The organism is Polaribacter septentrionalilitoris (assembly GCF_009832745.1).
GTDB classification, from domain to species: Bacteria; Bacteroidota; Bacteroidia; order Flavobacteriales; family Flavobacteriaceae; genus Polaribacter; species Polaribacter septentrionalilitoris.
Genome location: NZ_VRMJ01000042.1, coordinates 320,760 through 339,606 on the forward strand (window position 1 = coordinate 320,760; position 18,847 = coordinate 339,606).

Annotated in this window: 13 protein-coding genes; 1 reads left to right on the top strand and 12 read right to left on the bottom strand. The window is 31.1% G+C overall.

The genetic code is table 11. The features are described 5' to 3' along the window. Window position 1: 1 nt before the first annotated feature. Window positions 2-1,282, bottom strand: a complete 1,281-nt coding sequence (locus tag FP421_RS14000) for a sugar isomerase (protein WP_159951646.1) — start codon at window positions 1,280-1,282, stop codon at window positions 2-4. A gap of 93 nt (window positions 1,283-1,375) precedes the next feature. Continuing rightward, complete coding sequence (locus FP421_RS14005; RefSeq protein ID WP_159951648.1) at window positions 1,376-3,472, bottom strand: bifunctional aldolase/short-chain dehydrogenase; 2,097 nt, start codon at window positions 3,470-3,472, stop codon at window positions 1,376-1,378. 293 nt (window positions 3,473-3,765) lie between these two features. On the opposite strand from FP421_RS14005, the gene FP421_RS14010 reads away from it, so the two are divergent. Continuing rightward, window positions 3,766-4,806, top strand: a complete 1,041-nt coding sequence (locus FP421_RS14010) for a GntR family transcriptional regulator (RefSeq protein ID WP_159951650.1) — start codon at window positions 3,766-3,768, stop codon at window positions 4,804-4,806. Here FP421_RS14010 and FP421_RS14015 read toward each other — a convergent pair. The 10 genes from FP421_RS14015 to FP421_RS14060 are packed head-to-tail and all read right to left on the bottom strand — an operon-like array spanning window position 4,803 to window position 18,711. Beyond that, window positions 4,803-5,966 (bottom strand): lactonase family protein, encoded by a 1,164-nt coding sequence (locus FP421_RS14015; RefSeq protein WP_159951652.1) that lies wholly within the window; start codon window positions 5,964-5,966, stop codon window positions 4,803-4,805. The two genes, FP421_RS14010 and FP421_RS14015, sit on opposite strands and share 4 nt — an antisense overlap. Before the next feature lie 10 nt (window positions 5,967-5,976). Beyond that, window positions 5,977-6,954: a Kelch repeat-containing protein gene (locus FP421_RS14020; protein WP_159951654.1), complete on the bottom strand. Its 978-nt coding sequence runs from the start codon at window positions 6,952-6,954 to the stop codon at window positions 5,977-5,979. Between the two features lie 12 nt (window positions 6,955-6,966). Further along, window positions 6,967-9,477: a heparinase II/III domain-containing protein gene (locus tag FP421_RS14025; RefSeq protein WP_159951656.1), complete on the bottom strand. Its 2,511-nt coding sequence runs from the start codon at window positions 9,475-9,477 to the stop codon at window positions 6,967-6,969. Between the two features lie 55 nt (window positions 9,478-9,532). Next, window positions 9,533-10,867, bottom strand: coding sequence for a BNR-4 repeat-containing protein (locus FP421_RS14030; RefSeq protein WP_236548127.1), 1,335 nt, complete (start codon window positions 10,865-10,867; stop codon window positions 9,533-9,535). After that, window positions 10,864-11,667: a DUF1961 family protein gene (locus tag FP421_RS14035; RefSeq protein WP_159951658.1), complete on the bottom strand. Its 804-nt coding sequence runs from the start codon at window positions 11,665-11,667 to the stop codon at window positions 10,864-10,866. Before FP421_RS14035 ends, FP421_RS14030 begins: the two co-directional genes overlap by 4 nt. A 16-nt stretch (window positions 11,668-11,683) precedes the next feature. After that, entirely contained in the window at window positions 11,684-12,754 is a 1,071-nt protein-coding gene (locus FP421_RS14040) for an alkaline phosphatase family protein (protein ID WP_159951660.1), read from the bottom strand. Between the two features lie 15 nt (window positions 12,755-12,769). Continuing rightward, the gene (locus tag FP421_RS14045; RefSeq protein WP_159951662.1) at window positions 12,770-14,188 is read right to left on the bottom strand and encodes a sulfatase; all 1,419 of its coding nucleotides are present in this window, start codon (window positions 14,186-14,188) and stop codon (window positions 12,770-12,772) included. Between the two features lie 10 nt (window positions 14,189-14,198). Next, a complete protein-coding gene (locus FP421_RS14050; protein ID WP_159951664.1) occupies window positions 14,199-15,626 on the bottom strand; it encodes a sulfatase in 1,428 nt (475 codons plus the stop codon). Between the two features lie 10 nt (window positions 15,627-15,636). Beyond that, window positions 15,637-17,052 carry a sulfatase gene (locus FP421_RS14055; protein WP_159951666.1) on the bottom strand — a complete coding sequence of 472 codons (1,416 nt, stop codon included), beginning with the start codon at window positions 17,050-17,052 and terminating at the stop codon, window positions 15,637-15,639. A gap of 21 nt (window positions 17,053-17,073) precedes the next feature. Then, window positions 17,074-18,711 (bottom strand): sulfatase-like hydrolase/transferase, encoded by a 1,638-nt coding sequence (locus FP421_RS14060; protein WP_159951668.1) that lies wholly within the window; start codon window positions 18,709-18,711, stop codon window positions 17,074-17,076. Window positions 18,712-18,847 lie beyond the last annotated feature (136 nt).

The following is an 18,847-nucleotide window of genomic DNA, read 5'->3' on the forward strand; positions in this document are numbered from 1 at the left end:
TTTAAAGACCTGTTGCTACAGTATTTCTTCCTCTTTCTTTAATTAATTGCTCTCTAACACCTAAAGCTCTATAAGCGCCAATTGGATTAATTACTCCACCAGCATTTACTCTAGCCTTTTCTAACAATGGTCTAACATCTGTTCTGTAAGCTCCTTGTAAAATTTCTTGGCATTTTACAACATCATTTTCTAACTGAGCAGTTCTCAAAGCGTCTTGATCTATCAATAAAGCTTTTGCATACGCTTCTTGAATTGCTTCTAAAGATTGAATTAAATCTTCTAAAGGATCTTTTACATTGTGACTTGCATCAATCATCCACGCTAAATCAGGATTCTGTGGATTGTTTTGCATACCATATACCAATTCATTAAAAATTAAGAATAATGCATAAGGTTTAATACTACCAACTGTTACATCGTCATCACCATATTTGCTATCGTTAAAATGGAAACCTCCTAGTTTACCTTTTAATTGTAAAATAGATACAATTTGTTCTATATTAGAATTTGGTAAATGGTGACCTAAATCTACTAAAGTATAGGCTTTGTCTCCACAACCGTTAGCTAACATGAGAGAAGCTCCCCAATCTTGAATAACTGTACTGTAAAAATTTGGTTCGTAAGGTTTGTATTCTACTAATAATTTCCAATCTTCTGGTAAACCTTTATAAATATCTATTAAACTATCTTGAGTGTTTTGAAATGCAGTTTGGAAGTTATTTTGACCTGGAAAACAAGATCCATCAGCTAACCAAACTGTTAACGCTTTAGAACCTAATTTATCACCAATTTTAATTACATCTAAATTATGTTGTATTGCTTGCTCTCTAACCGCTTTACTTACGTTACTTAAAGAACCGTATTTATAACTCTCTTTGGCACCTGCCTGATCTTGAAAAGTATTAGAGTTAACTGCATCAAATTTAATGTTTAAAGCATCTGCTTTTTCTTTAATTGCTGCATAATCAGAAGGAATATCCCAAGGAATATGTAAAGATACTGCTCCTGCTGTTTGAGTTAAACTATGTAAGATTCCTACATCATCTATTTTTTCTTCTAAATTAGAAGGTTCACCATAGAAACCAAAACGTCCAAAACGAGTACCTCCTGCACCTAAAGCCCAACTTGGTATAGCTACTTGAAATTCTGCTAGTTTAGCTGTAATGCTATCTACATCTTTTCCTTGTTTTGTTAATTTCGTTGATAAAAAATCGAAGTTTTCTTTGTGTTCTGTTACAACTTTTTTGTTGTAATCGGAGATTGCTGATTGTTGAATTTTCATACTTATATTAAGTTCTTAATTAAGTAAGACTCCTATAAATCGTAATGAAATTATAGAAGCCTTAATCTTAATTCAAATTAAATTACTTTATTGTTATCTGACAAATGCATTAGCCATACCCCCATCAACATTAATAATATTTCCTGTTGATTTATCTAATATCCCTACTAGCGAGAAGACTCCGTTTGCAATGTCATCTGGTGTTATTATTTCATTGAGTAAGTTTCTTTTTGCATAGAAAGCAGGTAGTTCTTCAACGGTGATACCGTTTGCTTTTGCTCTACCTTCTGCCCAAGCACCTTCCCAAATTTTACTTCCTACAATAACTCCATCAGGATTTACTGTATTTACTCTTACTTTATCTTTAGCTAATTCTGCAGCTAACAAACGTACCATGTGTTGTTGTGCTGCTTTTGCAGTACCATAAGCTACATTATTAGGACCAGCAACCAATCCGTTTTTACTTGCAATTGCAATGTAATCTCCTCCTAAACCTTGTTTACGAACGATTAATGCAAATTGTTTTGCTAAGTCAAACTGACCTTTTACTAAAATACTTTGTAATATATTCCAGTCTTTATCTGTAGTATCTGTTAAAGGTTTTGAAATGGCTAAACCTGCACTGTGAACAATCATGTCTACACCTCCAAATTCAATAATTGCTTTTTTGTAAGCACTTGCAATAGATTCTGTATTGGTTACATCACAAACTGCATAAGAAGAAACATCTCTAGCATAAGTTGCATTTGCTTCTACTAAAGCATCTTCATTAATATCTGTTAACACAACATTTGCTCCTTCTGCAGCTAATTTATCTGCAATAGCTTTACCAATTCCACCACCTGCACCAGTAACCAAAGCTACTTTTCTAGATAATGGTTTTTCTTTTGGCATACGTTGTAATTTAGCCTCTTCTAATAACCAGTATTCAATATCAAAAGCTTCTTGTCTAGGTAAAGAAGTATATTCTGTTATAGCTTCTGCACCACGCATTACGTTAATTGCATTGATATAAAACTCACTTGCTACACGTGTAGTTTGCTTATTTTTAGCAAAACTAAACATACCTACTCCAGGATAAATAATAATTACTGGGTTTGCATCACGTATTGCTGGACTATTATCTTTTTTACAAGTATTGTAGTAATCTGCATATTCTTGACGATATGCTTCAAACGCTGGTTCTAATTTAGCTAATACTGCATCAGCATCAGATAAGTCATCGTTTTTGTCTAACTTTAATACTAATGGTTGAATTTTAGTTCTTAAGAAGTGATCTGGACAAGAAGTTCCCATAGGTGCTAACCTTTCTAGATCATTACTGTTGATGTATTGCATTACAACTTCAGTATCAGAAAAATGACCAATCATTCTATTTTCTGAAGAACATAAACCTCTTAATAAGGGCATAATTTGAGCTGCTTTTTCTAAACGCTCTTCTTTAGGTAAACTTTCTACTTTTTGACCACCAAAAACTTCGCCTTGTTCTTTTAATTTTTGTTCTATGTATTCAGAAGCCATTTCAATAACTTCTAAACTATTCATATAACACTCATAAGAAGTATCTCCCCAAGTAAATAAACCATGGCTTCCTAAAACGATACCTCTAATTCCTGGATTATCAGCTAAACATTTTTCTAATTGTAACCCTAAGTCGAAACCTGGTTTTTGCCAAGGTACCCACCCCATTGTGTCTCCCCAAATTTCTTTGGTAACTTTTTCGCTATCTTTTGCTGCAGCAACAGCAATTAAAGCATCTGGATGTAAGTGATCTATATGTGCAAATGGTAATAAACCATGTAAAGGCGTATCAATAGAAGGTGCTTTACTATCTAAATCATAAATACAATGATTAAATAAACCAACCATTCTATCTTCATCATGTAATCCTTGGTAAACATTTTTTAAATCACGAAGTCTCCCTGTGTACAAGCCTGCAATACCAGAACGTTTTAAAGTTCCAATATCTCCACCAGAACCTTTTACCCACATTACCTCAACTTCTTCATTAGTTAATGGGTCTTTTTCTATGGTTTTACAACTTGTATTTCCGCCACCGTAGTTGGTAATTCTTAAGTCTGCGCCTAATATATTAGATCTATATAAAAACAATTCCACTTGATTATCGCCAAGAGATTGTGCTTTTTCTTCGTCCCATAAATAGTCAACGTACTTAAAAGTTTTTGTCATTTGTTTCATTATTCTGTTAGTGATGAGTTATAGACCAAAAATATACTTGAATCTCAACTTTTGTATCCTGTACTATACCGTAAAGTACAAAAAATCAGAAAAAAAATTTGATATTCGAAATGAATTGTTGTCTTTTTTACAAAAAAAAAAAGAAAACAATATGTTTTTTGTATATTTAATGAAACCTCTTTTTTTTTAAAAGAATCTGATATTTACTGTATTATTAGTAAGGCTTTTATTAAATTTGAGCCTAAACTTTTTTTATAAATTGTTTAAAAAAAACGTAGATGAAAATGATGAAACTCATAACCATTGATGAAAACTCTAGGGTACCTAAGTACCAACAAATTATAGACTCTATCATTCATAATATTTCACAGGGTAATCTTACAATGGATCAAAAGATTCCATCAATAAATATGTTTAGTGAAGAGTTTTACTTATCTAGAGATACTGTAGAAAAAGCATATAGTATTTTAAAAGAACGTAAAATTATTACCTCGATAAGAGGAAAAGGTTTTTACATTTCAAGAACCAAGTTAATATCCAAGGTAAACATCTTATTCTTAATCAATAAATTAAGTTCTTACAAACTTAGAACTTACAATCACTTTATTAACAAAATTGGAGCAAATTCTTACACAGATTTAGATATTTATCATTGTGATGAAACTCTTTTTCTAAACTTATTAGAAAAAAATAAAGCAGCGTACGATTATTATGTAATTATGCCACACTTTAAAACTGAAAATTTAAAACATATTAGTTTGCCTGAAAAAGTTTTAAAGGCATTAAATAAAATTCCTAGTGAAAAATTAATCATACTAGATAATATTAAAGAGGATTTAGGCAGTAACCTGACACAGATCTATCAAGATTTTGAAAACGACATCTACAATGGTTTAAATGAAGGAGTTGAAATAATTAAAAAATATAAAAAGTTAATTTTAACATACCCTGAAGAGGCGGTTTATCCTTACCCAAGAAGAATTCTTCATGGGTTTAGAAAATTTTGTGTTGAGCATAAATTAGATTTTGAAATTCTAGATAAAATTTATGATGATATAATTTTAAAGAAAGGAGATCTTTTTGTTACCATAGAAGAATCTGATTTGGTAAATTTGGTAAAACAAGTTCGAGAAGAGGAATTTGAACTTGGTAAAGATATTGGTATAATATCTTATAATGATACCCCTTTAAAAGAATTATTAGGAATTACAGTAATGTCTACAGATTTTAAATCTATGGGGGAAACTGCTGCTGAAATGATTCTTAACAAAACTAAAGGTAAAGTAAAAGTACCTTTTAATTTCATTGTAAGAGATTCACTTTAATTTTTATACTTTTTCATTTGAATACTCGAAGGGTTATTTACTTTAATTTCTTCAGGTATTTTTGTTAATTTTCCCGTTTTTAAACCTCTTTTAAAAACTACAATACTATTTGTGTACATATTTGCAACCAAAAGAAATTTACCTGAAGGATCTATACCAAAATTTCTTGGGTGTTCTCCTCCAGTATTAACATGTTCTACTAAACTTAGTTTCCCTGTGTTTTTATCAACCGAAAAAACAACAATAGTATCTTCTTCTGGGCCACGATTTGAAGCATACAAAAATTGACCATCTGGAGAAAGATGAATATCTGCTGTTCTGTAAATGTCTTGTTTTTGTTGATAAGTAGCGTAATCTGCAATAAATTCTAAACTACCATTAGTATAGTTATAAGCGTCAATTTTACCACTTAATTCGTTTACTAAATATCCAAATTTTCCATTAGGATGAAATGTAAAATGTCTTGGTCCACTACCTGGTTTTACATTAATTTCTTTGGGATTTTCTAGAGAAACTTTTCCTTGATTATTTACAAGTTGAAAACCTCTGATTTTATCTGCCCCTAAATCGTGCCCAAAAACATATTTATCATCAGGAGAAAAATTAGCAGAATGCATGTGAGATGCGCTTTGCCTACTTTTAATAACGCTACTATCTTTAAATTGTAGTACTTGAGTTGTTTTTGTTAAACCACCATCTTTTTTTATTTTGAAAAGACTTAAAGTACCATCAGAATAATTAGAGTTTACTAAATAACTTCCAGCATTATCAATTGCCAAATGTGCAGGATTTAATCCTCCACAATCTTGCATGTTTATTAGATGTATTTTTTTATTAGCAACGTCAACTTTAAAAGCCGCTACTTTTCCATTATGTTTCATTTGGCTATCTACTACCGAATACAAATATTTTCCATTGGGCGATAATCTTTGAAATGAGGTATTGGTAATACTATCTAATGTGTAGGTTAACTCTGCTTTTCCTGTTTCTGTATCAAACTCATACACATGAATTCCTTCTCCTGGTTTTTTATCTGTAAAGCTTCCGACAAAAAGTAAAGTTACTTCCTTTTCTTTCTTTTCAGTACATGAAGTAAAAGCTGTTATTAGTAAAAGAGTAACAAGAATTGATTTAATAAATTTTTTCAAGTTGATTTGCATAAAATTAAATTTAATCTATGATTTCTAATGAAGACAATTCGGGTTTCCCTCCTCTGTTTCCACTTCCGGCAGCAATATATATTTTATTTTTGTAAAGTATAGACTGTGTGCCATGTCTACCTCTTTTTAACTGAATTAAAGATTGCCAAGTATTTGTTGATAAATCTAATATTTCAATTTGATTATGAGCCATTTTTTGAGCAGCACTTTCTCCTCCAATAACAAATAATTGTCCATTTTTAATAATGCTTGATGCTCCCGCTCTTTTTGTGGGTAAGTTAGCTTCTTTTGGTAAAGTAATCCATATATTTTTCTCAATATCAAAAACATCAACTTCTGAAATGGTTAAATTAAATGTTTGTTTTGTTTTTGCTGATGAATTTCTACCACTGGCACAATAAATTTTATTCTGATGTATAACAGCATGAAAATGGTCTCTTGGTCTTGGTGCATCTTTTAAGATTTTCCATTCACCCGTTTTAAAATTGTACGTATCTATCCAAGAAACATGCCCACTCCAATGACCATCTGTTATACCACAAACTACATAAGCAAGATCTCCTTTTACCACAACACCTGCAGAACCTCTTCTTCTGTTTTCTGGAATGGTATCTCCCCAAATCCATTTATTATGTTTTGTTTGATAGATTAAGATTTTATCCAAAGGTTTTTCATGTGGATATTTTCCTGTCATTGCACCAATAATATAAATATCATCATCATAAGTTACAGCCTGAAAGTGATGAATTTCAATTGGAGGTTTTGCACCTTGGGACCATGTATTTGTTTTGGCTTTAAAAATATCTACAGGTTTTATTTTTCTTCCTCCAATTAAGTAAAACAAGCCATTTGCTTCTACAAAACCACACTCGTGTCTTGCAGAAGGTAAATTATCTGTTGTAATTATTTCACTTTTTGAAATTGATATTGATTGACAACTCAATAAAAAAAGACAACTTACAACAAGGAGTTTTACAGTGATCTTCATAGGTGTTTACTACTATTTTTTAGTAAAATCAACAAACAAGGTATTTTGTTTTTTATCAATTTCAAAATTTTTCTTTTTGTAAGTCAGTTCTTGCCCTTCGCCAACATAAACACTTTGTAACGTTTTATCTTTATGTAAAGTAATTACTGCATAAGAACCTTTAAAATAAATAGCATCATTTTGAAAAACTTGATTTTTAGATTGTGTAATTACATATTGAATCAACTCTTCATTTGGTGTTTTACTTTTTATAATCAATCCTTTATAAATTCCATCTTGTTCAATTTTAGAAACCGATTGTATGGTTGGTTTTTCTGAACTATTATAAGGTTCAAAAACGACTACAAAAGGGTTTTGCCAAGCTTCGCCCTTATTTCTAATTACTAAAGTTGGTGTAGGTTTTTTATCATAAGGTTCTGGGGATTCAAACGTTATAGGTGCTTTTACTTTGGTATAAGTTCTATTTTTAAATCCAGGAATATATAATTTCATGAAAACGTCATTTCCTTTTAATTTTTTGATATTAAATGTAGCTTTTACATCTTTATTGTATGTGTTTGATGATTTTACTTTCTTAAAAAAATGCCACCCAGGGTTTCTATATTTTTTGTTATGAATCCATTCAGAATTTGCATTTTTCATATATCTATTTGGAGTCTTTTTTAGTTTTAAATCCTTATTTTCAAACACCAACTTATCTCCTATATTATGATATAAATAATCATGATATTCATTTGGTAATTTTGATTTTGAACGAAAAACATCTACATAATATCCTGTTGTAGGCGATGTTCTTATCAAACCTAAAGTTCTTTCTTGGGTTGCTTCTGCTTTATCTCCTTTATCATCTAAAAAACTTGTTTGACTAAAAGAATGATTAGGAGAAACTCCAGCTTCTCTTACTTTTGGTTCCATTGAGATGACCTTTACAGAATTGATTCCTAAATTTACCCAACCTCCTTCTCCTTGCGAACTTCCGTTAACAATTACAGTATTGTGGGCTGCAAAAATTCTTGAATAATTTTCATGTAAGTCTTTACCATATTTTTTTCTACCATGATCTACACCTAAAACTTGCCCTTCTCCATACAATTCTATATTCATGCCTTCTGCATGACCATGTACCATGTGCGCGCCACCAACAAAACCCATTAATCCATCTTTTGGATTATTTGTTGTACTTATATTTCTTTGCAAAACAATTCCTGCATGATATACTCTATCTGTTCTTGGTAACTCTATTTTTTTTGAATTCCCATAAATATCATCATCATACCAAAATAAAGCTTCAATACTTTTTCTTGAATATTTTCCACTTTCCATAGCTTTTATCAAAAGTGGCGCAAATTTATTTTGTAAAAAAGTTAGGTTGTCCATCTTAGCTAAAACATAAGCATTTTCATACGCCTGATAGGAACCATGTTGTCTTCTATGTCCATCACCCCAACGTATAATCTCGTTGTTTGGATATACCAAATCATCTAATCTTGGTAAAGCAAATAATATATTTGGATATTGAGCTCCTAATTTTAAAGACGGATTATATCTATTAATTACCAATAATAATTTACCTAAAATTTCTGTTGAATGATTTAAATATTGAGATGTTTCTGGCCAAATATCACCTTGATTTTGATAATTTTTTGCCATTACTGGCAACGCATCTTGATTTTTTGTGCTTTCTGATAAAAAGTAAGAAAGTAATTTTTCACGTTCCTTTTCATCGTCCATTGCCAAAGCATTATAGACTAAACTTGGTGCTTCTAGTACTGGATGGTTAGAACCTGTTTGTCCGTAATTAATGGTAATATCTGCATAGGTTTTGCACACCTTTTGAAGTTCATCAACAGGAAAAACTACTTTTTTATTTTGAATGATATCAAAAGCATTGCCTTCTTTTTTAAGGTAGGTTGCAATAAAATCGTAAATTAATGGAACTCTGTAGCCAATTACACGTACTTCTCTAAAACCATCATAAGGAAACAGCCAGCCACCTCTACCATGCCAATTAGATAACTTGGATTTCTGTACAGATTTTACAAATGAATACAAGATACTACTGGCCATATACGCGTATTTTTCGTCTTGGGTAATGTAGTATAGATAACCACAATCTAAAGCTATTTGCAAATAGGTAATTAATTTTTCTGCTGGTTCCCACTCTTTGTCTGTAGCGTTATCTAAGTTTCTATGTTTACCATTTTCTACATGGTCAGTTTTGTAAAATGGTGGAAAATTATTTTTTTGTCCTTCAGACCAATTAAAAGGCAAATTTTTAATGTAGTCTTTTGGGTTTTGATTGAATTTAACAACTTGTAAATCTGTTCTTGTTTTTAAATTTTCATAAATCTCTTTCGCCCAAGTTTTTGTTTTTATTTTGTTTAAAATTTCAGTTCTATCAGAATTTTTTACTAAAATAAAAGGACGCTCTACTTCTTGACTGTTAATTTGAGCACCTACAGATAGCATAAAAAACAGCACAACAAGCTTCAATTTTATAATCCTATTTTTAAAGTATTTCATATTTTCTAAAATCTTATTATAGATACTTTTTCTTTGAAAGCTATTTTTTTTGATGCTATCTTTTTACAGCGCCATTCTCTCCAAAAATATATACTTTTGCTTTTGCTTCATTATTTTTTTCTGCAACTAGTATTTGAGCCTCAGGGTTTGCATTTGTTATAAAATTTGACAAACTGTAATTTGCTTTACTTTCTTTGAGTAACACTTCTTTTTTATAAAAGCTTTTACCTCCATTATTGCTTTTCCACCAAGCCAACATACCAAAATCATCTTCTTTATAACGTACTAAAAGTAATATTTCTTTAGATGAGTTTACAATAATATCTCCTTTTGCACCAATTGGCAAACCTTTAGATTTGGATTTAATCCATTTTTTACCAGACCAATAGTAATGTTTTAGGCTCTTTGGACCTCCGTGAACTGTTCCATCATATTTTCCCTCATAAGATGTAACATGCGGAATTCTATTTTTATCTATAGTTGCATGACCATTATGCGTCCATAAATCTCCAGTATTATATACTAGTGTAGAAAGATCTGCTACTTCTTTTGTAATGGGTAATGTTAATTTTTGGTTTTTTACATTATACCATTCGTTTTTATTGGTATCAAAACTCATATAATACACATTCTGACGTTCTCCATCATGTTTTGGACCTTTACAGACGTGATAATTATAAGCTACTATAATATCATAATTTTTACCTTTAGAAAAGTGAGGATACCAAGAATCATAGATAACAGGGTTTTCTGCAGTCCCTTTTATTTTCTTAGACTTTAAAATAGAAATAGGTGCAGAAAATGTTTTACCATTGTCTACAGATTTTTGAAACACGTAATCGCTTCTATGCGCACCATGTCTGTAAAACAAATATAAATCGCCATTGTCCATTTTTATAAACTGACTGTATGTACCAAAAGGTGAAATATTATCTAAAACTTCCCAACTGGAAATATCTAACGGTTTTTTTGAAACCACATGCATCTGTTTACCATAATGATAATTACCAAGTGGGTTTTTTCCTATATCTGGTGTGCCACCATGACCACCAAATACGATATGAATATAGCCTTCTTTATCAATTACCAAAGTAGGCTTTCCGTGGTTATCTATTTTCCTACTTTTGTCTTTACCCATTAAACTGGTACCTGCTTTAAAAGGACCAACCCATGTTTTGGTTTTGTGATCATAAGCTGCAACATAAGGATCTTCTAAGGCTCCTTGGTAAGAAACATAGGTTACACCTTTATAATACTCGCCTGCATTTCCTGTTACAGGGTTTCCTAATGCATTACTTGCAAAATAATCTACTTTAGACGTATTTTGAGCACAAGCTATGAAGCTTAATATCATTAAGAATAGAAAAGTTAGACGTTTTATAATTTTCATTTTGAGTAAATTTTAAAATTTTTATAAATAGAAAAACGAGTAAACATTTGACGTAACCCTATTCTTCCTTCGTTTATTGGTTTAATTTTAGAAATATCCCATTTAAAAAGCTCTACACCATCTTTACTTTCCATTTTAAAAAAAAGATGAGTTTTAGTTTTTATAGATGTAATATGATACGTTTGACCAGATTTGAAATAGCCTTGTTTATCGTAAGAAGGTTCTATTTGTGTCACTTTAAACGGTTTGTCTTCTGGCTTGGGGTAACGTCTTGCTCGCACGTAATGAAAGGAGTTTTCCTGATTACCAAATGCTGAATAACTGATATGAAAGGCATTCATTTTTTCGTAATATGTTTTCATTGCTGGTATTTCACGAAGCGCACTCCATTTAGAAATGTCCTTCTCATAACCACCTGCTTCATCACCAGTGGCCTGAATGTAAAGAATGTTTACACATTTAGTGGCGTGGTCTGTTCTAGTATAATCATATTCTATTTTAATGTCTCCAGTAAATGATTTTTTAGTCCATAAAACCCCATGATGTGCATCGTTTTTATATTCTGGTCCTGATGTAAAATGCATTCCTTGTTTGGAATTTTTAACTGTTGCTACTAAACCATCTAAAGTCCATTTTTTAGTCCAGTCTTTTGTACAGACATCTTCAAAAACTAAATCCCATTCTTTATCGTTCTTTAGTTTAGAAAAAACAATGGAGTCGTTTTGACTTATTATGTTTAATGAAAATAAGAGTAATACTACTAATGTAACTACTTTTTGTTTTCTTGGTTTATATATCATTGTGATTTAAGATACTTTAATTATTGATAAATTTAAGCATTGCCTCTCTATAATGTAAATAATCATTTGGAGGAGAGCCTGCATTTTTATCAAGGTAGGTTTTTATCCATTGTGGATGTTCTAAATTATCAGAATTTCCTTCAAAAATATTTTCTAGAAAAATACCTGTGGTTTTTATATTTTTAAGACTTTCTACATTTGATGTATACCCTTTTAATGGCTCTAGCCCCATAAAATGATTGGTTACTAAAGCGATGTCTGGAGATTCTGCATATGGAATTATGGCTCCTTTTTTTACTTTAGGCCCATAAAAATTCATATAAATTTGCCATGAAGACAATTGCTCTGAAAGGTGATTGCTTTTTCTTAAAGTTCCCATTCCATGGTCTGCAGAAATGATGAAATATGCTGTTTCCCATAATTCTTCATTTTTTAAGAAGGTTACCAATTTTCCTAATTGAGCATCTGCATTTAAAATGGCTTTAATGTATTTAGAATTTGGATTGGTTTTCCCTTCTGGTCCTTTCCAAGAACTTCTAATTTCTTGCAAATGCAAGCGCACCAACCTTACTCCATCTTCTTTAATGTGTTTTATCCCAAGATCTACAACTTTTTGATCTGGCATAATTTCAGCATAATGAATATCTGAGGTTGTAAAAACATCATATAAAGTATGTCCACCTACATAAACGGATTTTATACCCTTTCTTTTGGCTGATAAAAAAATATCATCTAATTCTTGTGTTTCAAAAACGTGAGTTCCTGTGTGCATGCCAATATTTGGGGGTGATGCTCCTCTCCAAGGTTCACTTCCATCTGGTAATTTAACTCTACCAACTGGACTATTAGAATAGGCATCTTCTACAACTACGCCATTTTCTGCAAAATATTTTAAGTTTTTTGCTCCAGATGCAATAGCAGTTTCTGCTGCGTCTTTCATCAATCCATCTATAATAAATTGTATAACGATGGGTTGTTTTTCTTTTGATTTTTTAACAACCTCTTTAGATTGTATTTTATTTGTTTTTAATGAATTACAATTTGTTATCAGTACTGTTAATAGTATTAGTGCAACTATATTTCTCATTCTTATAGATCGTTTTTAGTTTTTAGAAAGAAAATCTTCTCCCCATTTTTCTCTTAATTCTAAAGCCAGTGCTTTTACTTTTTCTTGATATGCTGGCTTTTCAGCTAAATTATCTAATTCTAAAGGATCTGTTTTATGGTCGAACAACATTTTTGCGTAAGCAATACCATCGTCCTTTGTCCATTCTGTATAAAACAAATCGCCTTTTATTAATGTTACTGCGTCTTTGTATTTGCTAATTGCCCAATCCTTTTTAGGTTTTGCGCCATTAACTATAGGAATAAAACTTTTGCCCGGAACAGTATCTGGAAGTTTTATGCCTGCCAATTCCGCTAAACTTGGGTAAATATCTATATACTCTGTAATAGCACCTGTGGTTTCTCCACTTGTTTTTCCTGGTACTTTAATTAATAATGGTGCTTTTAAAGCCGTTTTAAATGTAGAATGTTTGCTCCATAGTTTATGGTCTCCTAAATTCCAACCATGATCGCCCCATAGAATAACTGTTGTGTTTTCGGCCAAACCTAAATCTTCTAGTTCTTTTAGCACGCTTCCTATTTGTGCATCTAAATAGCTTACACAAGCATAATAACCATGAATTAATTCTTTTGCAAGTTCATTGGGTAAATGCCCTTTTTTTGGTATGCCACTATATCTTCGTAACTCAGCGTAATTATGAAATGCTTGTTTAGGTGTTGTTTTTGGTTGTACGTAGCTTTCTGGAAGTTCTATATTTTCTCTATTGTATAAATCCCAATATTTTTTTGGTGCATTAAAAGGTAAATGTGGTTTCATAAAACCCAATGCTAGAAAAAATGGTTTTTTACTATTTCTTAGTTTTTTTAGATTTTCAATACCTTTATTCGCTATTTTACCATCAAAATATGCCCCATCATTTACATCTACATTTTCAACAGGATACCCATAGCCTGTTTTTTCTGTAACTAATTTATTTTGTTCAAGTTGATAATCGCGAATATTGCCTTCTGGAAACCAAATGCTATTCCAAGCTAAGCTATTATCCTGTTGATGGTGAAATATTTTGCCGTTTGAAATGGTATTGTATCCATTTTTTTTAAGAAGCATAGGTAATGATATGGCATGCTTAGCATCTTTATCTGCTCTGGTTTTATAACTTATAAAACGATGTCTTGTTGGACGCATACCAGTAAGTAAACTAGCTCTAGAAGCACCACAAACGGGTACATTGCAATACGCCTTATTAAATACTAAACTCTCACTAGCTAATTTATCTAAGTTTGGAGATTTAATATGTTTTACTCCGTAAAAATTGAGTTCAGGACGTAAATCATCTACTGCAATAAATAGGATATTCATTGGTTTTTTAACCTCAATACTATTCGTTTCTTTTTTATCACTTTTACAAGAAATAAAAAACAATACTATTAAAACACTTACTTTTAATACTTTCATTTTTAGTAGTTTATTTGGTTAAGAAATCTTTACCCCATTTTTCTCTTAATTCTAAAGCCAGTGCTTTTACTTTTTCTTGATATGCTGGCTTTTCAGCTAGATTATCTAATTCTAAAGGGTCTGTTTTATGGTCAAATAACATTCTTTCATAAGCAACACCATCATCTTTTGTCCACTCTGTATAAAATAAATCGCCTTTAATTAAAGTTACAGCATCTTTAAATTTGCTAACTGCCCAATCTTTTTGAGGTTCTTTTCCTTCTAAAATTGGCACAAAACTTTTACCATCTAATGTATTTGGTGATTCCAAACCTACTAACTCTACAAGGCTAGGATAGATATCGATATATTCTGTAATGGCTTCTGTTTTTGTTCCTTTAGTTTTTCCTGGAACTTTAATGATTAATGGCGTTCTTAAAGCAGTTTCAAACGTAACATGCTTGCACCACAATTTATGGTCACCTAAGTTCCAACCATGATCTCCCCATAAAATTACTATAGTATCGTCTTCTAATTCTAAACGTTTTAATTCGTCTAAAACCAAGCCAATTTGAGCATCAACATAACTTACACATGCATAATAACCGTGAATCAATTCTTTTGCCAAATCATTAGAAATTTGACCTTTTCTGGGGATGTTTCCATAATTACGTAGCTCACCAAAGTTGTGAAATGCTTTTTTGGGTGTCGTTTTTGGTTGGAGATAACTTTCTGGTAATTCAATTTGATTTCTATCATATAAATCCCAATATTTTTTTGGTGAGTTGAATGGTAAATGCGGCTTCATAAAACCCAATGCCAAAAAGAAAGGTTGTTTACTATTTTTAAGTTTCTTTAAATCAGCAATTCCTTTTTGAGCTATTTTACCATCAAAATAAGCAGTATCATTTACAGCTGCCATTTCAAAAGCACTGGCACCTCCCATAGCTAAATTGGCTTTACCATTTTCCACTATATTTTTTTCTAATTGATAGTTTCGAATATTTCCTTTTGGAAACCATCTTTCATTCCAAGAAAGGCTATCATCTTCATTAGTATGGTAAATTTTACCTGTTGAAATTGTTGTGTAACCATTTTGTTTTAAAAGCTTTGGTAAAGAAATAGCATAAGGCACATCTACATCTGCTCTCGTTTTATAGTTTATAAAACGATTTCTTGTTGGTCTCATACCTGTTAATAAACTCGCTCTTGATGCACCACAAACAGGAACGTTACAATACGCTCTATTAAATACTAAGCTTTCACCTGCTAGTTGATCTAAGTTTGGCGATTTGATGTGTTTTGCTCCGTAAAAATTGAGTTCTGGACGTAAGTCATCAACCGCAATAAATAGGATATTCATTGGTTTTTTTACATCAATACTATTCGCTTCTTTTTTATCACTTTTACAAGAAATAAAAAACAATACTACTAAAATACTTGCTCTTAATAATTTCATTTTTAGTAATTTATTTTGTTAAGAAATCTTTACCCCATTTTTTTCTTAATTCTAAAGCAAGTGCTTTTACTTTTTCTTGATATGCTGGCTTTTCAGCTAAATTATCTAATTCTAAAGGATCTGTTTTATGGTCGAATAACATTCTGGCATAAGCAACACCATCATCTTTTGTCCACTCTGTGTAAAATAAATCGCCCTTAATTAGCGTAACTGCATCTTTAAATTTGCTAACTGCCCAATCTTTTTGAGGTTCTTTTCCTTCTAAAATTGGCACAAAACTTTTACCATCTAAAGTATTTGGTGATTCCAAACCTACTAACTCTACAAGGCTAGGATAGATATCGATATATTCTGTAATGGCTTCTGTTTTTGTTCCTTTAGTTTTTCCTGGAACTTTAATGATTAATGGCGTTCTTAAAGCAGTTTCAAACGTAACATGCTTGCACCATAATTTATGGTCGCCTAAATTCCAACCATGATCTCCCCATAAAACTACAATAGTATCGTCTTCTAATTCCAAACGTTTTAATTCATCTAAAACTAAACCAATTTGTGCATCTATATAACTTACACAAGCATAATATCCGTGAATGAGTTCTTTTGCCAAATCATCAGGCAAATGCCCTTTTTTAGGAATATTTTCGTAATTCCTTAACTCCCCATATCTGTGAAATGCTTGTTTTGGAGTTGTTTTTGGTTGAATATAGCTTTCAGGTAATTCAATTTGATTTCTATCATATAAATCCCAATACTTTTTTGGGGCTGTAAATGGAAGGTGTGGTTTCATTAAACCCATTGTTAGAAAAAAGGGTTGATTTGATTGCTTTAGTTTTTTTAAATCTTGAATTACTTTTAACGCTAATTTTCCATCTCTATATACAGAATCATGCACTTCTGCAACTTCAAAAGGCAATCCTCTTTTGGTGTTTTTTCTAATTTCTTGACTTTCTGGCAATGCATAACTCCAAAGTTTATCTGGTTGCCACATTTCGTCCCAAGCAGCAACATCATCTTTATTATAATGATAAATTTTACCGTTAGAAATGGTTGTGTAGCCATTCTCTTTTAAAAGAAAAGGAAGAGATTTTGCATTAGGTACTTGTTTATCTTTTGAGGTATGTGCTGTTATAAACCGATTTCTAGTTGGTCTCATACCTGTTAATAAACTTGCTCTTGAAGCTCCACAAACAGGAATATTACAATACGCTTTGTTAAATACTAAGCTTTCACTTGCTAGTTGATCTAAGTTTGGCGATTTGATATGATTAGCTCCGTAAAAATTGAGCTCTGGACGTAAATCATCAACAGCAATAAATAAGATGTTTTTTGGTTTTTTATCTGTATTTATAGCAATCTCCTTCTTTACTGTTTTACAAGACAATAATAAAATTGATGCACTAAGTGTAAATACTAAAAGTCTTTTCATTTTTTAAGGTATTTGTAATTATTATTTATATTTCTCAACTCCATTTAATTTAGGATAAGGCACTTTCTCTCCATTTTTTAGCCAAGTTCCTGTTGGTGCCTTATTGGTTTTTAACCAAGCCAACATATCAGCATTCATTTGCAAAGCAATTTCTATTTCTATTGATGTTGGATTCTCTAAAATATTTCTTTTTTCAGAAATATCTTTTGTGATATTATACATTTCAAATTCATCTGTTTCATAAAAATAAAACAATTTGTAATACTCATTTTCAATTCTTTTTTGCATCAAAGTTGATGGAGAAAAACGTTCATCCATATATCCTGGTAAATGCCAAAACAAATTTTCTCTCGAGATTCTTTTTTCTTTTCCTGTTAGAATTTTAGCAAAAGAAGCACCATCATATTTTGGTTTGCTCCCATCTTTCTTTTTCAGTGATGTAACATCTACATCTGTTAAGGCTGCTAAGGTTGGTAAAAAATCAATACAATGCACTGCTTGATTAGTAACTGTGTTTTCAGGAATCACATTTGGATATCTAAAAATTAAAGGCACTCTAAGACCTCCTTCAGTTAAGTTTCCTTTTTTACCTTTTAAAGGTGAATTATTAAATAGGCCTCCATTATCAGAATAAAATATAAAAATTGTATTATTAGTAATATCATCATCATCTTTTCCATCTCCATTAGGATCTTTTAAAGCATTGTTTATTTTTCCAACATTTTGGTCTAACAATTCAATCATAGAAGCATATTCTGCAATTCTTGGTTTTAAACCTCTTTTTAAATACTTTTGAGTTAAATCTTTTCTTCCTGTAACATCAGAATGTACAGCGTGAAATGGCACATACAAAAAGAAGGGATTTTCAGCATTTGCGTTTTTTTTAATATAATCTACAGAAAAATCTCCAATAGCATCTGTAAGGTGTTTTGGAGTTCCTTTTAAAAGCGTTAGATTTCCTTGACTTTTATAAGGTTTTAAAATGGTGTTGATATATTCTTCATCATAAGGATTTGCGTATTTATCTACAAACTCCGAATTAAACGTCCATCCTTTTTTATCAGAATTCAACGCTAAATAAAAAGATTTAGTTCTTTTTCCGTTAATAGGCGCTGCAATAATATGATGAATATCTGCTGGTAAATCAATACCAAAATCGCCCTTTAAAGGATGTGGTGTTCCGTGACTTTTCCCTACTAAAGCAGTTCGATATCCTTTTGTTTTTAATACATCAAAAATATTAATTCCATCTTCTGCAATTACCTTTTTTTGCTTAAATGGTTCTATGAGTACATTAGGAAATCCTTTAGTTCTTTTGTCTTGTCTTTTTAAAGAACCTACATTATACACCTGGTTTTCTATACCTGTAGCATATTGCCCACTAATTAACGCAGCTCTTGATGGTGCACAATTTTGGTTGGCATAGGCATTGGTAAAAGACATACCTTGAGAGGCTAATTTGTCTATTACAGGTGTTTTATAAATTTTAGAACCATTGTTTTTGTTTGTATTTCCTGTGCTTATGTCTGTCCAACCTAAATCATCAGCAAAAACAAGTACAATATTGGGTTTTGGTATTTTTTCTTTATTTTTTTGAGCGTATGTAAATAGTGGTACTATTATAAAAACAACTGTTGTTATTTTTAGAAATGGGTTCATTTATTTTTTTGTTTTAGGATTAATATTATTTAGATTGTCTATTTTTTTATTTCTTTTTTTGTTTTGAACGAAAGCATGATAACAATACTGAAAAAAAGCCAATAATACAGTCAAGCCTTTTAAAATTTACTTTATG

Coding starts and splice junctions, on each gene's coding strand:
- FP421_RS14000 (WP_159951646.1), bottom strand. CDS start 1,282: ATGAAAATTCAACAATCAGCAATCTCCGATTACAACAAAAAAGTTGTA.
- FP421_RS14005 (WP_159951648.1), bottom strand. CDS start 3,472: ATGACAAAAACTTTTAAGTACGTTGACTATTTATGGGACGAAGAAAAA.
- FP421_RS14010 (WP_159951650.1), top strand. CDS start 3,766: ATGATGAAACTCATAACCATTGATGAAAACTCTAGGGTACCTAAGTAC.
- FP421_RS14015 (WP_159951652.1), bottom strand. CDS start 5,966: ATGCAAATCAACTTGAAAAAATTTATTAAATCAATTCTTGTTACTCTT.
- FP421_RS14020 (WP_159951654.1), bottom strand. CDS start 6,954: ATGAAGATCACTGTAAAACTCCTTGTTGTAAGTTGTCTTTTTTTATTG.
- FP421_RS14025 (WP_159951656.1), bottom strand. CDS start 9,477: ATGAAATACTTTAAAAATAGGATTATAAAATTGAAGCTTGTTGTGCTG.
- FP421_RS14030 (WP_236548127.1), bottom strand. CDS start 10,867: ATGAAAATTATAAAACGTCTAACTTTTCTATTCTTAATGATATTAAGC.
- FP421_RS14035 (WP_159951658.1), bottom strand. CDS start 11,667: ATGATATATAAACCAAGAAAACAAAAAGTAGTTACATTAGTAGTATTA.
- FP421_RS14040 (WP_159951660.1), bottom strand. CDS start 12,754: ATGAGAAATATAGTTGCACTAATACTATTAACAGTACTGATAACAAAT.
- FP421_RS14045 (WP_159951662.1), bottom strand. CDS start 14,188: ATGAAAGTATTAAAAGTAAGTGTTTTAATAGTATTGTTTTTTATTTCT.
- FP421_RS14050 (WP_159951664.1), bottom strand. CDS start 15,626: ATGAAATTATTAAGAGCAAGTATTTTAGTAGTATTGTTTTTTATTTCT.
- FP421_RS14055 (WP_159951666.1), bottom strand. CDS start 17,052: ATGAAAAGACTTTTAGTATTTACACTTAGTGCATCAATTTTATTATTG.
- FP421_RS14060 (WP_159951668.1), bottom strand. CDS start 18,711: ATGAACCCATTTCTAAAAATAACAACAGTTGTTTTTATAATAGTACCA.